The organism is Streptomyces sp. HNM0645 (genome assembly GCF_030056615.1).
Lineage (GTDB): Bacteria > Actinomycetota > Actinomycetes > Streptomycetales > Streptomycetaceae > Streptomyces > Streptomyces marianii.
Window position 1 is genome coordinate 108791 of sequence record NZ_JASHLT010000013.1, and the last position, 16226, is coordinate 125016.

Annotated in this window: 15 protein-coding genes and 1 tRNA gene; 6 read left to right on the top strand and 10 right to left on the bottom strand. The window is 71.0% G+C overall.

Translation table 11 applies throughout. The features are described 5' to 3' along the window. Positions 1-31 precede the first annotated feature (31 nt). The 6 genes from QMZ92_RS10705 to QMZ92_RS10730 all read right to left on the bottom strand — a co-directional run bounded on the left by QMZ92_RS10705 (position 32) and on the right by QMZ92_RS10730 (position 6372). Positions 32-901, bottom strand: a complete 870-nt coding sequence (locus tag QMZ92_RS10705; protein WP_283297007.1) for an HAD hydrolase family protein — start codon at positions 899-901, stop codon at positions 32-34. 104 nt (positions 902-1005) lie between these two features. Beyond that, a complete protein-coding gene (locus tag QMZ92_RS10710; protein WP_502962032.1) occupies positions 1006-1950 on the bottom strand; it encodes an LLM class flavin-dependent oxidoreductase in 945 nt (314 codons plus the stop codon). A gap of 53 nt (positions 1951-2003) precedes the next feature. Continuing rightward, positions 2004-2546, bottom strand: coding sequence for an RNA 2'-phosphotransferase (locus QMZ92_RS10715; RefSeq protein WP_283297009.1), 543 nt, complete (start codon positions 2544-2546; stop codon positions 2004-2006). 138 nt (positions 2547-2684) lie between these two features. Continuing rightward, positions 2685-3626, bottom strand: coding sequence for a MerR family transcriptional regulator (locus QMZ92_RS10720; RefSeq protein ID WP_283297010.1), 942 nt, complete (start codon positions 3624-3626; stop codon positions 2685-2687). A gap of 116 nt (positions 3627-3742) precedes the next feature. Next, positions 3743-5527 carry an SDR family oxidoreductase gene (locus tag QMZ92_RS10725; protein WP_283297011.1) on the bottom strand — a complete coding sequence of 595 codons (1785 nt, stop codon included), beginning with the start codon at positions 5525-5527 and terminating at the stop codon, positions 3743-3745. Further along, complete coding sequence (locus QMZ92_RS10730) at positions 5524-6372, bottom strand: M24 family metallopeptidase (RefSeq protein WP_283297012.1); 849 nt, start codon at positions 6370-6372, stop codon at positions 5524-5526. Before QMZ92_RS10730 ends, QMZ92_RS10725 begins: the two co-directional genes overlap by 4 nt. 261 nt (positions 6373-6633) lie before the next feature. Here QMZ92_RS10730 and QMZ92_RS10735 point away from each other — a divergent pair, with 261 nt between their 5' ends. The 6 genes from QMZ92_RS10735 (at position 6634) to QMZ92_RS10760 (ending at position 11068) form a co-directional block, all read left to right on the top strand. Further along, the gene (locus QMZ92_RS10735; RefSeq protein ID WP_283297038.1) at positions 6634-7599 is read left to right on the top strand and encodes an ABC transporter ATP-binding protein; all 966 of its coding nucleotides are present in this window, start codon (positions 6634-6636) and stop codon (positions 7597-7599) included. Beyond that, positions 7596-8507: an ABC transporter permease gene (locus QMZ92_RS10740; RefSeq protein WP_283297013.1), complete on the top strand. Its 912-nt coding sequence runs from the start codon at positions 7596-7598 to the stop codon at positions 8505-8507. Before QMZ92_RS10735 ends, QMZ92_RS10740 begins: the two co-directional genes overlap by 4 nt. 2 nt (positions 8508-8509) lie before the next feature. Then, complete coding sequence (locus QMZ92_RS10745) at positions 8510-9421, top strand: ABC transporter ATP-binding protein (protein ID WP_283297014.1); 912 nt, start codon at positions 8510-8512, stop codon at positions 9419-9421. A 14-nt stretch (positions 9422-9435) separates the two neighbouring features. Further along, complete coding sequence (locus QMZ92_RS10750; RefSeq protein ID WP_283297015.1) at positions 9436-10155, top strand: ABC transporter permease subunit; 720 nt, start codon at positions 9436-9438, stop codon at positions 10153-10155. Positions 10156-10507: 352 nt separating this feature from the next. Beyond that, positions 10508-10714, top strand: a complete 207-nt coding sequence (locus QMZ92_RS10755) for an SGM_3592 family protein (protein ID WP_283297016.1) — start codon at positions 10508-10510, stop codon at positions 10712-10714. A gap of 265 nt (positions 10715-10979) precedes the next feature. Further along, positions 10980-11068 (top strand) — tRNA-Ser (locus QMZ92_RS10760). A gap of 270 nt (positions 11069-11338) precedes the next feature. Here the strand turns inward: QMZ92_RS10760 and QMZ92_RS10765 are convergent. The 4 genes from QMZ92_RS10765 to efeB all read right to left on the bottom strand — a co-directional run bounded on the left by QMZ92_RS10765 (position 11339) and on the right by efeB (position 16220). Then, positions 11339-12142 (bottom strand): HAD family hydrolase, encoded by an 804-nt coding sequence (locus QMZ92_RS10765; RefSeq protein WP_283297017.1) that lies wholly within the window; start codon positions 12140-12142, stop codon positions 11339-11341. After that, complete coding sequence (gene serS / locus QMZ92_RS10770; protein WP_283297018.1) at positions 12139-13416, bottom strand: serine--tRNA ligase; 1278 nt, start codon at positions 13414-13416, stop codon at positions 12139-12141. Before serS ends, QMZ92_RS10765 begins: the two co-directional genes overlap by 4 nt. A gap of 571 nt (positions 13417-13987) precedes the next feature. Beyond that, a complete protein-coding gene (pheA, locus tag QMZ92_RS10775; protein ID WP_283297019.1) occupies positions 13988-14929 on the bottom strand; it encodes a prephenate dehydratase in 942 nt (313 codons plus the stop codon). Positions 14930-14969: 40 nt separating this feature from the next. Further along, positions 14970-16220 carry an iron uptake transporter deferrochelatase/peroxidase subunit gene (efeB, locus tag QMZ92_RS10780; RefSeq protein WP_283297020.1) on the bottom strand — a complete coding sequence of 417 codons (1251 nt, stop codon included), beginning with the start codon at positions 16218-16220 and terminating at the stop codon, positions 14970-14972. Between the last annotated feature and the right edge of the window lie 6 nt (positions 16221-16226).

Below are 16226 nucleotides of genomic sequence, written 5' to 3' on the forward strand. Positions count from 1 at the left end.
GGCCGAGGCCCGTCCCGACGCCTCCCGGGCGCTACGCCCGCGGCCGGGCTCCGTGCGACGCGGCGAGGAGCCGCTCGATGACGACCGCGACACCGTCGTCGTTGTTCGCCACGGTCCGGCCGGACGCGGCGGCGACCACGTCGGGGTGGGCGTTGCCCATGGCGAACGATGTGCCCGCCCAGGTCAGCATCTCCACGTCGTTCGGCATGTCGCCGAAGGCCACTACTTCGTCCGACGATATGCCGCGCTCCGCGCAGCACAGGGCGAGCGTCGAGGCCTTGGACACCCCGAGACCGCTCACCTCCAGCAGCGAGGTCGGGCTGGAGCGGGTGATGGTGGCCAGGTCCCCGGCGGCCGTGCGGGCCAGGGTGAGGAAGCCGTCGGGGGCCAGTTCGCCGTGCTGGGCGAGCAGCTTGAGTACCGGGGCCGCGGACCCCGGCATCTCCTCGTGCAGCAGCTTCTCGGCGACGGCGACCGTGGCGCCGGGGTCGAGGTGGAAGGGCGGGTAGCCGGGTTCGTAGTGGATCCCCGTGGCGGTCTCGACCGCGAACGAGGTGCCGGGTGCCGCGTCGCGCAGCCTCCGTACGACGTCGAGCGCGTTTCCGCGCTCCAGCGGACGGACCTCCAGCAGTTTCCCGCCGGAGTGCAGATCGACCACCGCCGCGCCGTTGGCGCAGATCGCCAGCCCGTGGCCGTGCACATGGTCGCTGACGACGTCCATCCAGCGCGCCGGGCGGCCCGTGACGAAGAAGACCTCGATCCCCGCCCTTTCCGCCGCCGCGAGTGCGGCGATGGTGCGCTCCGAGACGGACTTGTCGTCACGCAGCAGGGTGCCGTCGAGATCGGTGGCGATCAGCCGGACGGTCGGGGGCAGCGGCAGAGGATCGGTAGCTGAGGTCACCCGTGCATTCTCCCGTACCCCCTGCACGGCCGTGCGGGGGGTCGCACATCTGAGTGTTCGTCCGCTGGCTCCCCGTAATCGGGACGCCGTCGGGCCCTGCGGGATCAGCCCAGCCGGGAGACGGCCTCGGTGGCGATGCGTTCGAAGACGGCCTGGTCGGCCGCGAAGACGGAGTCGTCGATTGGCCAGTGGACGACGATCTCGGTGAAACCGAGCTCCGCGTACCGCCCGGCGAAGTCCACGAACGCCTCCAGGGAGTCCAGCGGACGGCCCCGCCGGGGGGCCGGGAGGGCGGGATTGAAGTCCGGGGTGAACCCGGTGAGCAGGATCCTGTCCAGCTCGGAGGCGTCCCGGCCTGCCTCGGCACAGGCCTTGCCGAGCTTGGTCAGCTGGCCCGCCACGGCCTCGACGGACTGCTCGGGGGTGCCCGTCTCGAAGAGCTTCGGATCGCCCGTCGTCACCCATGCCTGCCCGTACCGGGCGGCGAGCCTCAGTCCGCGGGGGCCCGTGGCGGCGACGGCGAAGGGGAGGCGGGGCCGCTGTACGCAGCCGGGTACGTTCCGTGCCTCCCGGGCCGCGTAGAAGCGGCCCTCGTGGGTCGTGCCGGCGGGCTCGCGCAGCAGGCTGTCGAGCAGGGGCACGAACTCGCCGAAACGGTCGGCGCGCTCCCGGGGCGTCCACGGCTCCTCGTCGCCCTTCAGCAGCGTGGTCGCGTCGAAGCCGTTCCCCCCGGCCCCGATGCCCAGCGTCACGCGGCCGTCGGAGATGTCGTCGAGAGTGATCAGTTCCTTGGCGAGGGTGACCGGGTGCCGGAAGTTCGGCGACGTCACCAGGGTGCCCAGGCGTAGTCCGTCGGTCGCGGCCGCGGCGGCGGTCAGTGTGGGCACGGCCCCGTACCAGGGACCGTCGCGGAAGGACCGCCAGGAGAGGTGGTCGTACGTGTACGCGGCGTGGAAGCCGAGGTCTTCGGCTCGCCGCCAGATCTTCTGTCCTTCGGCCCACCGGTGGATGGGGAGGATCACCGTGCTCAGACGCATGACCTCGACCATACGCGGGCTTCTCGCTGCCCCGGCGTGTACCTTTCCGGGCGGCTGCCGGTCCCTCAGCGGGGAAAGCGCAGGAACCGCGGCGGGACACCGTCCGTGAGCCAGACGCCGTTGGCGCTGACGTGGAAGACATGGCCGGCGCGGTGCATCGATTCCGCGTCGACGGCGAGGACGACGGGGCGGCCCCTGCGGGCACCGACCCGGGTCGCCGTCTCCCGGTCCGGGGAGAGGTGCACATGGTGGCGGGCCATCGGGCGCAGCCCCTCGGCCCGGATCGCGTCCAGGCTGCGGGCGACCGTGCCGTGGTAGAGGTGTGCGGGCGGTTCGGCGACCGGCAGATCCAGGTCCACCTCCACGGTGTGGCCCTGGTTCGCCCGGATCCGCAGCCCGTCGATCATGAAGCGCTGTTTGTCGTTCGCCGCCACCACGTGGTCCAGCTCGTCCCGGGTGATGGGGAACCCGTTCCCGGCCGCGGCGCGCAGCAGCTCCTCGATCGCGATCCAGCCGTTCGCGTCCAGGGTGATCCCGATGCGCTCCGGCCGGTGCCGCAGGTGCTTCGCGAGGTACTTCGACACCTTCACGGTGCGTTGCTCGTCCATGTCCCCAGAGTGCCGCCGGAAGTCGATGCGCCGCCACGAGATTTTCTTCCGGACGACATCGGAGGAAATGTTTGGTCCACAACCAACTTGGTTTATCCACAGGAGAATTGACGATGTTGTGAACAACTGCGTGCGTCATCAGCTGTTTTGATCAACATCCATGGCTGCACGCCTGTTTGCCGTCAGTGCTTCCAATGTCCTTGTGTGTACCTCCCTTTCCGCGGCGGCGGCGATGAATTCCGCTGCGTGCTCTCGCCCAACAAGCCCTTCCACGGCCCGAATCGTCTCCGCGGGAAGATTTACCTGGCGTGGGTTGTCGCCGCTCTCCCGGGCACCCTCGGTGCCGAGGTGGTAACGCAGGTGACGTGTGGCGAACAGCCGCATGGCCCGCGCCAGTTCGGCGTCGACGGTCTGCTGGGCGAGGGGTCGCAGCCGTCGCACCATCGACGCCGCCTCCGCCGCGTCGGCGTCCGTCGGAGGTCGATGGCCGAGATAGCGGGCGAAGACGTGCTCGGTGGTGAACTCCAGGAAACGTGAGGCGATATGCTCCACTTGTCCTCGAAGTTCCCTCAGATGGCCTGAGATTGCCACCAGGGGGACGCCGGCGGCGTGCAACTCGGCGGCCACTGCGAGCTCCTGGGGGCTCGGCACCAGGAACTCGTCGTCCCTGCCCGGGATGCGCTCCAGTACGCCGAGGTCCACCGCCTCGGCGATCGCCTCCTCGTCGGGTTCTCCTCCAAAGACTGCTTCCAGCTCAACCCGGCTTATCCGGTCGGCTTTCTCGTCGGACCAGGGGCCGTGTACCTCCGCGACGAGCCCCAGCACCCCGCCCAGTCCGCGCCCCGCGTCCCAGGCATCCAGGAGCTCCTTGATCGACGCAAGGGTGTACCCGCGGTCCAGGAGGTCGGCGATCTGGCGCAGCCGTGCCAGATGGGAGTCCCCGTACACGTTCGACCGGCCGCGCCGCTCCGGTTTGGGCAGCAGTCCGCGGTCCTGGTAGGCGCGAATCGTCCGGACCGTAGCCCCGCTGTGGTGGGCGAGGTCCTCGATCCGGTACTCCACCGCATGCTCCCCGGACACGACCACTCCTCACTGCTCCATGAAGGTCGGCATGCCCCGCCGCTCACGGCCGCCTCCAGGCCGGGACGCCGCCTCCCGGCCGGGGGGCCGGTGCGGCGCGACCACATCATGACCGCTCACAGCGGAGGTTCCAACCGTGCTATCGCCCGCAGGGCCCCGGGTGTGAACCGGGACAGCAGCCGGGCACCCCGGGCTTCCGGGGTCACCGGCACCACCGCCTGGTCGTTCAGGACGGCCCGGAGGATCGCTCCGGCCACCTTCTCCGGGGGGTAGTTGCGCATCCCGTAGAGCTTGGAGCTCTTCTTCCGCCGCCGATCCTCCTCCTCCTCGGAGACTCCGGCAAAGCGCGCCGTGGCCGTGATGTTCGTGTTCACGATGCCGGGGCAGATCGCTGAGACCCCGATGCCCCGGCCGGCCAGCTCCGCCCGCAGGCACTCGCTCAGCATCAGGACCGCGGCCTTCGACGTCGCGTACGCGGGCAGGGCTCTGGAGGGCTGAAAGGCCGCTGCCGACGCCGTGTTGACGATGTGGCCGCCCTGGCCACGCTCGGCCATCTGCCCGCCGAAGACCCGGCAGCCGTGGATGACCCCCCACAGGTTGACGTCGAGCACCCTGCGCCAGTCGTCGGCCGTGGTGTCCAGGAACGAGCCGGAGAGCCCGATCCCGGCGTTGTTCACGAGCACGTCCACGACGCCGTACTCGCCGGCGACCTTCTCGGCGAGCTTCTCCATCGCCGCCTCGTCGGAGACGTCGACCGTCTCGGGCCATGCCTCCGGCGCTCCGATCAGCCGGGCCATCTCCGCCGTCCTGGCGGCCCCCTCGCCGTCCCGGTCCACTGCGACCACGCGTGCTCCGGCCTCGGCGAACGCGAACGCCGTCGCCCGTCCGATGCCGCTGGCCGCGCCCGTCACCAGTACCAACTGCCCGCCGAACCGCTCCGCGTACTTCACCCCAGCCCCCGTCGCGGGAGTGGGCCGGGAGGCGCCCGAGGCGCCTCCCTCCTCGTGGGTGGTCACGAACTCGGCTATCCAGCGGGACAGTTGATCGGGACGGGTGCGGGGCACCCAGTGCTTGGCAGGCAGCGTGCGGCGCACGAGTCGCGGGGCCCACAGCGCGAGGTCGTCGTGGAGCCGCTCGGAGAGGAACGCGTCACCGGTGGGGATGATCAGCTGTACCGGCACGTGTGCGTACGCGTCGGCGCGTGGGTGGAGCAGCCGGAAGCGGACGTTGTCGCGGTAGAGCCAGGCTCCGTGCGCCGCGTCCGACGGCAGCGAGGCGGTGGGGTAGTCACCGCCCGGCACCTTCTCCAGCCGCTCCAGGATCTTCGGCCACCGCCGGCCCAGTGGCCCGCGCCAGGCCATCTCGGGCAGTGCCGGGGTGTGCAGCATGTACACGTACCAGGACTTGGCGCCCTGGCCGAGGAGCTGTGCCACCCGGCGCGGGGTGGGCCGGGCCGTACGTTTCCTGATCCAGTGGCCGAAGTGGTCGAGCGACGGGCCGGACACGGACGTGAACGAGGCGATCCTCCCCTCGGTCCGCTTCACCGTGACGAACTCCCAGGACTGCACCGAGCCCCAGTCGTGGCCCACCAGGTGCACCGGCCGGTCCGGGCTGACCGCGTCCGCCACCGCCAGGAAGTCGTCCGTCAGCTTCTCCAGGGTGAAGCCGCCGCGCAGCGGCACCGGAGCCGTGGAGCGGCCGTGGCCCCGGACGTCGTACAGCACCACGTGGAACCGGGCCGCCAGCCGGGACGCGACCTCGGACCACACCTCCTTGCTGTCCGGATAGCCGTGCACCAGCACGACGGTCGGCTGCCGTTCGTCACCGAGTTCCGCCACGCACAGCTCGATCCCGCCCGTGCGCACCCGGCGCTCGCGCGCTCCCTCGATCCCCGTGCTCACACCGTCTCCTCCTCGGTCCAGCGCCGCACGTGCGGCAGGTCGTCATCCAGCCAGAAGGCGCTCTGCTCCGGGTCCTTCGAGTCCGTGACCACCAGGATCTCCTCGAACTTCGCACCCGTCCCGCGGAAGCCGAGGTGGGGCTCCACGGCCCACAGCCCCGGTTGCGGCGGATGGTCGGAGAAGCGGTGGGGCGACCACAGAGGCGACCAGCCCTCCCGGTGGCCGCGCAGCGCGTCGCTCGCCAGGCCCTTCAGCGAACGCGTGCCGAACCCGAACAGCGTCGGTGTCCAGCGCCGCGGCCCGACCCGGCCGACCTTGTGGGCGATGACGCCGAACGGATACGCCCGGTGCCGGCTGGCGTACCCCTGGCGCACCATGAGCCGGTCCACGTCGTCGTAGATCTCCCGGAGGGAGCGGCGCTCGCGCACCTCGCGCAGGATGAGCTCCCGGTGTGCCCGGAGGTCCCCGAGCAGCCTGTCGTGCAGGGGGTGGGGCCCGAGGCATCCCGAATAGCCGATGTCGGCCGTGAAGCCGTTGCGGACCGGGGCCATGTCGAGGATGAAGGGCATGCCCGCCTCGAGCCTCCGGTCGGTCGGGAAGAACTGCAGCGGTGTCCGGAAGCCCGCGAACGCCGTCCGGTCGCCGAACCAGGCGAAGGGGAGATGGAACCAGTCCCGCACCCCCCGCCCGTGCAGCCAGCGGCGCTGCATGCGCGCCGCCTCCCGCTCGGTCACCCCGGGCCTCAGCTGCGCCGCGACCGCCTCCGCGCACTCGTAGGCCAGGCGCTGCACCTCCCGGAACCCCCGCAGCTCCGCGGTTCGTTCGCTCAGCACTGCCGAGGTCATGCCACCGTCCCGTCCGGATCCGACGCGTAGCGTCCGTCTGCCTGTGCGGTACGTGCTCGTAACGTGACACTGTTGACTGTGACAATGTCCCACGGCTGCGTCAAGGGGCCTGCGGCGCCTGTGGACGACCGCCGGCGCACCGCGGCCGTCTCCTCCTCCGGCGTTGGCCCCTACGGGTCCGTACGCCTGGAGTCGGATGCGGAACCAGCCGCCAGGGTTGACGCCGGGTGTGGTGTGCACCACTACCGTCGAAGCGTGACTGTGATCGTGACCGAAAGCCTGAGCAAGCGGTTCCCCCGGGTGACCGCGCTTGACCGGCTCTCCCTGGACATCGGGCCCGGCGTGACCGGACTCGTGGGCGCCAACGGGGCCGGCAAGTCCACACTGATCAAGATCCTGCTGGGTCTGTCCCCCGCCACGGAGGGCCGTGCCGAGGTACTCGGCCTCGACGTCGCCACCTCCGGCGCTGCCATCCGTGAGCGCGTCGGCTACATGCCCGAGCACGACTGCCTGCCGCCGGACGTCTCGGCCACCGAGTTCGTCGTCCACATGGCGCGCATGTCCGGACTCCCTCCGACCGCGGCACGCGAGCGCACCGCGGACACCCTGCGCCACGTCGGCCTCTACGAGGAGCGCTACCGGCCCATCGGCGGCTACTCGACCGGCATGAAGCAGCGTGTGAAGCTCGCCCAGGCCCTGGTCCACGACCCGCAGCTGGTACTGCTGGACGAGCCGACCAACGGCCTCGACCCGGTCGGCCGGGACGAGATGCTCGGCCTGATCCGCCGCGTCCACACCGACTTCGGCATTTCGGTCCTGGTCACCTCGCACCTTCTCGGTGAGCTCGAGCGCACCTGCGATCACGTCGTGGTCGTCGACGGCGGCCGGCTGCTGCGCTCCAGCTCCACCAGCGACTTCACGAAGATCACGACAACCCTGGCGGTCGAGGTCACCGACTCCGACACCCACCCCGACGGGACCGCGGCACTGCGCGAGGCGCTTGCGGCCGCCGGGGTCACCCTGCACGCCGGGGTCGAGGACGGGCTGCCGGGCGCCGGCCACATCCTCCTGCTGGAGGCCACCGGCGAGGAGACCTACGACACCGTCCGGGACACCGTCGCCGCCCTCGGCCTCGGCCTCGTACGGATGGAACAGCGCCGCCACCACATCGCGGAGGTCTTCCGCCCCGAGGCGGCGGCCCAGCCCATGGAGGTGCCGGCGCGATGAGCAAGGGGACGACCCGCACGGGGACGGCGCTCACCGAGACCACCCGTATCCACAACATCGGGTACCGCAACTACGACGGCGCGCGGCTCGGCCGCGCCTACGCCCGCCGCTCGCTCTTCGCGCAGTCGCTGCGCGGGGCGTACGGGCTCGGCCGCTCCGCCAGGTCGAAGGTGCTGCCGATGATCCTCTTCGCGGTCATGTGCGTGCCCGCGGCGATTGTGGTCGCCGTGGCTGTGACCACCAAGATGAAGGAACTGCCGCTCGACTACACGCGCTACGCCATCGTCACACAGGCGGTCATCGCCCTCTTCCTCGCCGCTCAGGCCCCGCAGTCCGTGTCGCGGGACCTGCGTTTCAAGACCGTGCCGCTGTACTTCTCGCGGCCCATCGAACGCGTCGACTACGTCCTGGCCAAGTTCGGCGCGATGGCCTCGGCGCTCTTCGTCCTCACCGCCGCACCCCTCCTGATTCTCTACATCGGCTCGCTGCTGGCGAAGATGGACTTCGCCGACCAGACGAAGGGCTTCGCACAGGGACTGGTCTCCGTGGCGCTCCTCTCGCTCCTCTTCGGCGGTCTCGGCCTCGTCATGGCCGCGCTCACCCCGCGCCGCGGCTTCGGCGTCGCGGCGGTCATCGCCACGCTCACCATCACCTACGGGGCGGTGTCCACGGTCCAGGCCATCGCCTACGAGACCGGGTCCGAAGGAGCGGTGGAGTGGCTCGGGCTCTTCTCGCCCGTCACCCTCATCGACGGCGTGCAGACCGCCTTCCTCGGCGCGTCCTCCTCCTTCCCCGGCGGACAGGGGCCCGGCACGGGCACCGGAGTGGTCTATCTGCTGGCCGTCCTCGCGCTCATCGCCGGCTCGTACGGCGTCCTGATGCGCCGCTACCGAAAGGTCGGGCTCTGATCATGACCACTGTCCACATCGACCACGCCTCGCGCTGGTTCGGCAACGTGGTGGCCGTCAACGACGTGACCATGACCATCGGTCCCGGCGTCACCGGACTCCTCGGCCCCAACGGGGCCGGCAAGTCCACGCTCATCAACATGATGGGCGGCTTCCTCGCCCCCTCGACGGGCACCGTCACCCTCGACGGGGAAACGATCTGGCGCAACGAGTCCGTCTACCGGCAGATCGGCGTCGTGCCCGAGCGGGAGGCGATGTACGACTTCCTCACGGGACGGGAGTTCGTCCTCGCCAACGCCGAACTGCACGGCCTCGGTGCCAAGGAGGCCCAGCGCGCCCTGGCCACGGTGGAGATGGAGCCCGCGCAGGACCGCAAGATCGCCACGTACAGCAAGGGCATGCGCCAGCGGGTCAAGATGGCGTCCGCCCTGGTGCACGAGCCGAGCATGCTGCTCCTCGACGAGCCGTTCAACGGGATGGACCCGCGCCAGCGCATGCAGCTCATGGACCTGCTCCGGCGTATGGGGGGCGAGGGACGCACGGTCCTGTTCTCCTCCCACATCCTGGAGGAGGTCGAGCAACTCGCCTCGCACATCGAGGTGATCGTCGCGGGACGGCACGCGGCGAGCGGCGACTTCCGCAGGATCCGCCGACTGATGACGGACCGGCCGCACCGCTATCTGGTGCGGTCCAGCGACGACCGGGCGCTCGCCGCCGCGCTGATCGCGGACCCGTCGACCGCCGGAATCGAAGTGGACGTCCAGGAAGGCGCGTTGCGCGTCCAGGCGGTCGACTTCGGACGTTTCACCGAGCTCCTGCCGAGGGTGGCCCGTGAGCACTCCATCCGGCTGCTCACGGTCTCGCCCTCCGACGAGTCCCTCGAATCGGTCTTCTCCTACCTCGTAGCGGCCTGAAAGGAGCCAACGACATGTACAACCCGACAGTCGCCCGGCTCACCTACCGGGCCCTCCTCGGTCGGCGCCGCGCGGCGATCCTCTTCGTCCTCCCCGCGCTGCTGCTGCTCATCGCCGCAGCCGTAAGGGCGTTCAACGGCGTGGACGACCAGGTCGCCTCCGACGTGCTGGGCGGATTCGCCCTCGCCACGATGGTGCCGTTGATCGGCGTGATCGCCGGAACGGGGGCGATCGGGCCCGAGATCGACGACGGCTCGATCGTCTACCTGCTGGCCAAGCCGGTCAAGCGGCCGACGATCATCGTCACCAAGCTGATCGTGGCGATCGCCGTGACCATGGTGTTCTCCGCGGTCCCCACGTTCGTCGCGGGATACATCCTCAACGGCAACGGACAGCAGATCGCCGTGGCCTACACGGTCGCCGCGCTGGTCGCGTCGATCGCGTACGCCGCGCTGTTCCTGCTGCTCGGCACGGTCAGCCGGCACGCGGTCGTGATCGGTCTGGTCTACGCGCTGGTGTGGGAGACGCTCTTCGGCAGCCTGGTGCCCGGGGCACGGACGCTCAGCGTGCAGCAGTGGTCGCTGGCCCTGGCCGAACGGATCGGCGGGGAAGGGATGATCACCTCCGACGTGGGCCTGCCGCTCGCGACGGTGCTGCTCGTCGGGGTCACGCTGCTGGCGACGGGATACGCCGGGCAGAAGCTGAGGACGCTGACGCTGGCCGGTGAGGAGTAGCGAGGCATGGCGCGAGACGCCCCGGGGGGTCCTCCTCCCGGGGCGTTCCCGTCCTCACACGGGCCCGACGGGGCGGCGGGGACACTGTGGGTGAGAGGAGACCGTCATGCCGGATGAGCCGACCCCACGACCGGAACCCGGACCGGACCCGGGTGAGTGCGGACCGGGACCGGACCAGGAGGAGCGAGGGCCGGGACCGGACCCGGTGTCCCGCGAGCCCCACAGCGGCCCCGGCGGCGGACCGCCGGGCCCGGCCGCCGTGGGCGGAGGCGCGGGCGGTCGTCCGCGGGGTGGTGCCGGCGACGGAGGTCCCGGCGCCGGCGGGGGTGATCGGAGGGACGCCTGGGACGAGGTGGTTCTCGACGAGGACTTCGTGCGTGCCGCCGGCACCTCCGAGCCGTCGGCCCGTGCGCGGATGCTCAGCGCCCGGTGGCGCGGCTCCGCGCCCGAACCGCAGCCCTGGCGTTCGGACGAGCCGCCTGCGGGCTGGTTCTGGAGCCGGGCCCGAGCACGGCGCCGCAGCGGCCGGCGCTGGTGGCGCCGGTGGCGCAGGTCCTGAGACGGTCCGCACGGATATTCGGTGGCACCGGAGGGTTCGTACCGGGCACAGTGGGCGATGCCGCCGCCGGATGTGCGGCGGGCACGACAGGGCCACGATGTCCGAGACCGGGGAGGGGCGCGGCGATGACCGAGAGTACGAGTCCGTCGAGCTCCCTGCAGGGCAGCGCACGGCAGGCTGCGGAGTAATCATCGGACTCCGTGGAGCCGCCGGAAGACTGCCCGGGCGGCCGCTTCGAGCGCGCATCCGCGCGGGCCGCCCTCCCGGAGGATTGGCCGAGTGGTAAGGCACCGGCTTGCTAAGCCGTGGTCGGGGTCGCCCCCCGCGCGCGTTCGATCCGCGCATCCTCCGCCACGCGTACGCGTCTGCGGACGCGTTCGCCGAGTCCCGTGATGGGCCACGGTCCGGCGGCCCGACGCCGCACACGACCGACCCGCCGGCGACGTCCCGGAACGAAGGGCGGCCACGCACCGAACGGAAGGTCCGCACGCCGGTCCTGGGGCATGAGCGCAGCGGGCTGCGCCGACGACCGACAACGCTGTGTGGGGGACTCCCCCGCGCCCGGAGGGCTGTGGGGGAGTGCATGCCGGACGTTCCCGGCCCGACGGGACTTTCGAACGCGCCCTAACGCCCCAGCAGTTCCTCCAGCACCAGTGCGATGCCGTCGTGCTCGTTCGACGCCGTGATCTCGTGTGCCACGGCCTTCAGTTCGTCGTGGGCGTTGGCCATCGCGACACCGTGCGCGGCCCAGCCGAACATGGGGATGTCGTTGGGCATGTCGCCGAAGGCGATCGTCTGGGTGGACTTCACGCCCAGCCGCCGGGCGGCCAGCGACAGGCCGGTGGCCTTGCTCAGGCCGAGGGGGAGGATCTCGACGATGCCCTCGCCGGCCATCACCACGTCCACCAGACTGCCGACCGTCGAGCGCGCGACGCGGGTCAGCTCGTCGTCGTCGAGGGCAGGATGCTGGATGTAGAGCTTGTTCAGCGGAGCCGCCCACAGCTCGGCCGGGTCGTCGAAGACCACGACCGGGAGCGGACCCTCCTGGACCCGGTAGCCGGGGCTGACGACCACTCTCCCGTCCAGGCCGTCGCGGCTCGCCGCCAGGGCGAGCGGACCGACCTCCGCCTCCAGCTTGGAGAGGGCGAGGCCGGCCAGCTGGCGGTCCAGCGTCACCGAGGTGAGCAGCTTGTTCTCACCCGCGTGGTACACCTGTGCGCCCTGTCCACAGACCGCGAGGCCCTGGTAGTCGAGGTCCTCGAGGATGTGCCGGGTCCAGGGGACGGCTCGTCCGGTGACGACGATGTGGGCGGCGCCCGCCGCCGTGGCGGCGGCGAGCGCGTCACGCGTGCGCTGCGAGACGGTCTCGTCGGAACGCAGCAGGGTCCCGTCGAGATCCGTGGCGATCAGGCGGTACCGAAAACTCACTTGGCGACCGGTTCCAGGACCTCACGGCCGCCGAGGTAGGGCCGCAGGACCTCCGGCACCCGCACCGAGCCGTCGGCCAGCTGGTGGTTCTCCAGGATCGCGACGATCGTGCGCGGCACGGCGCACAGGGTGCCGTTCAGCGTCGCGAGCGGCTTGACCTGCTTTCCGTCGCGCATGCGGACCGACAGCCGGCGGGCCTGGAAACCGTCGCAGTTCGACGCCGAGGTGAGCTCGCGGTACTTCCCCTGGGTCGGGATCCACGCCTCGCAGTCGTACTTGCGGGAAGCCGAGGCCCCCAGGTCGCCGGTGGCCACGTCGATCACCTGGAACGGCAGCTCCAGGCCGGTCAGCCACTGCTTCTCCCACTCCAGGAGCCGCTTGTGCTCGTTCTCGGCGTCGTCCGGGTGGACGTAGGAGAACATCTCGACCTTGTCGAACTGGTGGACGCGGAAGATGCCGCGGGTGTCTTTGCCGTAGGTGCCGGCCTCGCGTCGGAAGCAGGGCGAGAAGCCCGCGTACCGCAGGGGCAGCTTGTCGGCGTCGATGATCTCGTCCATGTGGTACGCCGCGAGCGGGACCTCGGACGTGCCGACGAGATAGAAGTCGTCCTTCTCGAGGTGGTAGACGTTCTCCGCGGCCTGGCCGAGGAAGCCCGTGCCCTCCATGGCGCGCGGGCGGACCAGCGCCGGGGTCAGCATCGGCGTGAAGCCCGCCTCGGTGGCCTGCGCCATGGCGGCGTTGACGAGGGCGAGCTCCAGCAGGGCACCGACGCCCGTGAGGTAGTAGAAGCGGGAGCCGGACACCTTCGCGCCGCGCTCGACGTCGATGGCTCCGAGCGCCTCGCCGAGCTCCAGGTGGTCCTTGGGCTCGAAGCCCTCGGCGCCGAAGTCGCGGACGGTGCCGTGCGTCTCCAGGACGACGAAGTCCTCCTCGCCGCCGACCGGGACGTCCGGGTGGACCAGGTTGCCCAGCCCGAGCAGCAGTCGGCGGGCCTCTTCCTCGGCCTCGTTCTGCTCGGCCTCAGCGGCCTTGACGTCGGACTTGAGCTGCTCGGCCTTCTTCAGCAGCTCGGCGCGCTCGTCCGGGGACGCCTTGGGGATGAGCTTGCCGAGCGACTTCTGCTCGGAGCGGAGTTCGTCGAAGCGGACGCCGGACGACCTGCGCCGCTCGTCGGCGGAGAGCAGGGCGTCGACGAGTTCGACGTCCTCTCCACGGGCGCGCTGGGAGGCGCGAACACGGTCGGGGTCCTCACGGAGCAGGCGAAGGTCAATCACCCCACCAGGCTACCGGTGTGTGCTCCCGGCACCCCAGTTGATATTGGTTGCGTGTCAGTTTGACCGAATTGCCGGAATTAAGGAAAGGGTCGATGAATCCCGCGCATGGCCCGCGGGCGCCTCGGTGCCGGCTGCCGAAAAGGGGTGAACGCCGCTTCGTCCCGGCGCCGGTCCGCCGTGGGCCGTGGAACTCCGGGCCGTTGTCCACAGGGAGGGAAGGGGTGCGTGAGTTATCCACAGGCTGTGGGAGGGGGCTGTGGATTTCGGAATTGATCATTCCGAAAGTCGGCGGAAGTTCCGGAGGTCGCGTCTCCAAACGTGACTCACGCACTCGTTCGAGTGGGAATTCCCCGCACTTCTTCGCCTCAAAGGGTTGATCAAAGGAATTGGGCTGACATGGGCATTCGATGTGCGCTGTGGGTGCAGCTAGGGTGAGTGAGGTGATTTGTCGACTGTGTCGGATTGTGTTGTCGACTTGTCCCCAGATCGAGAAGCCGCCCTGTGGATAACTCTGTGGGCAACAGGGAGGACGAGGAGGACCGGGTGACGCCGGGGCGCGGTGAACCCCGGGTTACGCGCGGCCGTCCTGACAGCGCGCCAGCCACTCCGCCGCGTCCACGAACTCCGCGTCCGAGGTCCCGGGACGCAGCGTGCGCCCGCCATGCGCCGGAGCTGCCACTCCCGCCTGCGGATAGGACCCGAGGAACCGCACCTTCGGGCAGATGCGCTTCAGACCCATCAGCGCCTCCCCCACCCGCCGGTCCGAGATGTGGCCCTCCGCGTCGATCGCGAAGCAGTAGTTCCCGATGCCCGCGCCCGTGGGCCGCGACTGGAGCAGCATCAGGTTGACGCCCCGCACCGCGAATTCCTGAAGTAGCTCCAGCAGGGCGCCCGGGTGGTCGTCCCGCTGCCAGATGACCACCGACGTCTTGTCCGCGCCGGTCGGGGCCGCGGGCCTTGCCGGACGGCCCACCAGGACGAAGCGCGTCTCCGCGTTCTGAGCGTCGTGGATCTCGGTGACCAGCGCCTCGAGCCCGTACGTCGCCGCCGCGAACTCACCCGCGAAGGCCGCGTCGAAGCGGCCCTCCTGCACCAGCCGCGCACCGTCCGCGTTCGACGCCGCCGACTCCCACACCGCGTCCGGGAGGTGGGACCGCAGCCAGTTCCGCACCTGCGGCTGGGCGACCGGGTGGCCGGTCACCGTCTTCACGTCCGACAGCTTCGTCCCCGGCCGCACCAGCAGCGCGAAGGAGATCGGCAGCAGCACCTCGCGGTAGATCATCAGCGGCTCGCCGGAGGCCAGCTCGTCGACGGTCGCGGTGACGCCGCCCTCCACCGAGTTCTCGATCGGCACCAGCGCGGCAGCGGCCTCACCGCTGCGCACGGCGTCCAGGGCGGCCGGCACGGACACCATCGGGACGAGTTCGCGGGTGGCGGCCTCCGGGAGGGTGCGCAGGGCGGCCTCGGTGAAGGTGCCCTCGGGGCCGAGGTACGTGTAGCGCGTGGCGGACATACCCGCCACCCTAGTGCGCCCCGGACCCCAGCGGCGCGCCTCACGACTCCAGCAGCCGGCTGCCGACGTACCCGCCCTCGTCCGCGCCGCCCGGGACGGCGAAGAGGCCGCTCGCCTCGTGCCGGACGAAGGGGGACAGCGCGTCGCCGCGGTCCAGCTTCCGCTGGACCGGTACGAAGCCCCGCAGGGGGTCGGCCTGCCAGCAGACGAAGAGCAGACCCGCGTCGGGAGTGCCGTCCGCCGCCATGCCGTCGTGGTACGAGAACGGCCGGCGCAGCATCGCCGCGCCCGCGTTCTGCTCCGGGGCGGAGATCCGGGCATGGGCGTCGGCCGGGATGACCGGGGAACCGTCCGGCCCGGTCCGGTCGAGATCGAGCTCGGTCGTCTCGCCGCCGCCGGTCAGGGGGGCGCCGTCGGACTTGCGGCGGCCGATCACCAGCTCCTGGTCCTTCAGGCTCAGCTTCTCCCAGTCGTCGAGCAGCATCCGGATGCGGCGGACGACGGCGTACGAGCCGCCCGCCATCCAGGCCGGCTGGTCCGGCGAGCCCGACCCGGACCCGGGGGCCGGGACGAACACCTGGCGGTCGAAGTCGGGATCGGACGGCTTCGGGTTGCGGGTGCCGTCGATCTGGCCCATGAGGTTGCGGCTGGTCATCGGCCGGGACGTGATGCCCGGCGAACGGTTGAAGCCGTTCATCTGCCAGCGCGTCCGCGCCGTGCCGCCCGCCGACTTCTGGACGGCGCGCAGCGCGTGGAAGGCGACCAGTGCGTCGTTGGCGCCGATCTGCACCCAGAGGTCGCCCTCCGAACGGCGCGGATCCAGCCGGTCGCCGGAGAACGCCGGCAGCGGGTCGAGCTGGACGGGGCGCTGCGCGGCCAGACCCGTGCGGTCGAAGAAGGTCCGGCCGAAGCCGAAGGTGACCGTGAGGGAGGATGGGCCCGCGTCCAGGGCGACGCCGGTGTCGGCGTCGGCGGGCTCGCCCGCCGCCAGCCGGGCGGCGGTGGCCGACCAGCGGCGCATCAGCGCGGTCGCCTCCTTCCGGCCCGCCCCCGGCGCCAGGTCGAAGGCGACGAGATGGCCGTGGGACTGCATCGGCGTGGTGATGCCCGCCTGGTGCTCGCCGTGGAACGACTCGCCGGTGGAGCCGACGGTCGCCAGGGCGGGCTCGGGGTCCGCGGCGACCGCCGCGTACCCGGCGGCGCCGCCCGCCGCGCCGAGGACCAGTCCGGTCGCTCCGGCGGCGCCGACCGTGCCGAGCAGCCTGCGCCGCGAGATCTCGTTGTCGCTCATGCCTTT

Excerpts from the sequence above, each read along its gene's own strand:
- QMZ92_RS10745 (WP_283297014.1), top strand. The coding sequence starts at position 8,510 with ATGACCACTGTCCACATCGACCACGCCTCGCGCTGGTTCGGCAACGTG.
- QMZ92_RS10750 (WP_283297015.1), top strand. The coding sequence starts at position 9,436 with ATGTACAACCCGACAGTCGCCCGGCTCACCTACCGGGCCCTCCTCGGT.
- QMZ92_RS10715 (WP_283297009.1), bottom strand. The coding sequence starts at position 2,546 with ATGGACGAGCAACGCACCGTGAAGGTGTCGAAGTACCTCGCGAAGCAC.
- QMZ92_RS10740 (WP_283297013.1), top strand. The coding sequence starts at position 7,596 with ATGAGCAAGGGGACGACCCGCACGGGGACGGCGCTCACCGAGACCACC.
- pheA (WP_283297019.1), bottom strand. The coding sequence starts at position 14,929 with ATGTCCGCCACGCGCTACACGTACCTCGGCCCCGAGGGCACCTTCACC.
- QMZ92_RS10710 (WP_502962032.1), bottom strand. The coding sequence starts at position 1,950 with ATGGTCGAGGTCATGCGTCTGAGCACGGTGATCCTCCCCATCCACCGG.
- efeB (WP_283297020.1), bottom strand. The coding sequence starts at position 16,220 with ATGAGCGACAACGAGATCTCGCGGCGCAGGCTGCTCGGCACGGTCGGC.
- QMZ92_RS10730 (WP_283297012.1), bottom strand. The coding sequence starts at position 6,372 with ATGACCTCGGCAGTGCTGAGCGAACGAACCGCGGAGCTGCGGGGGTTC.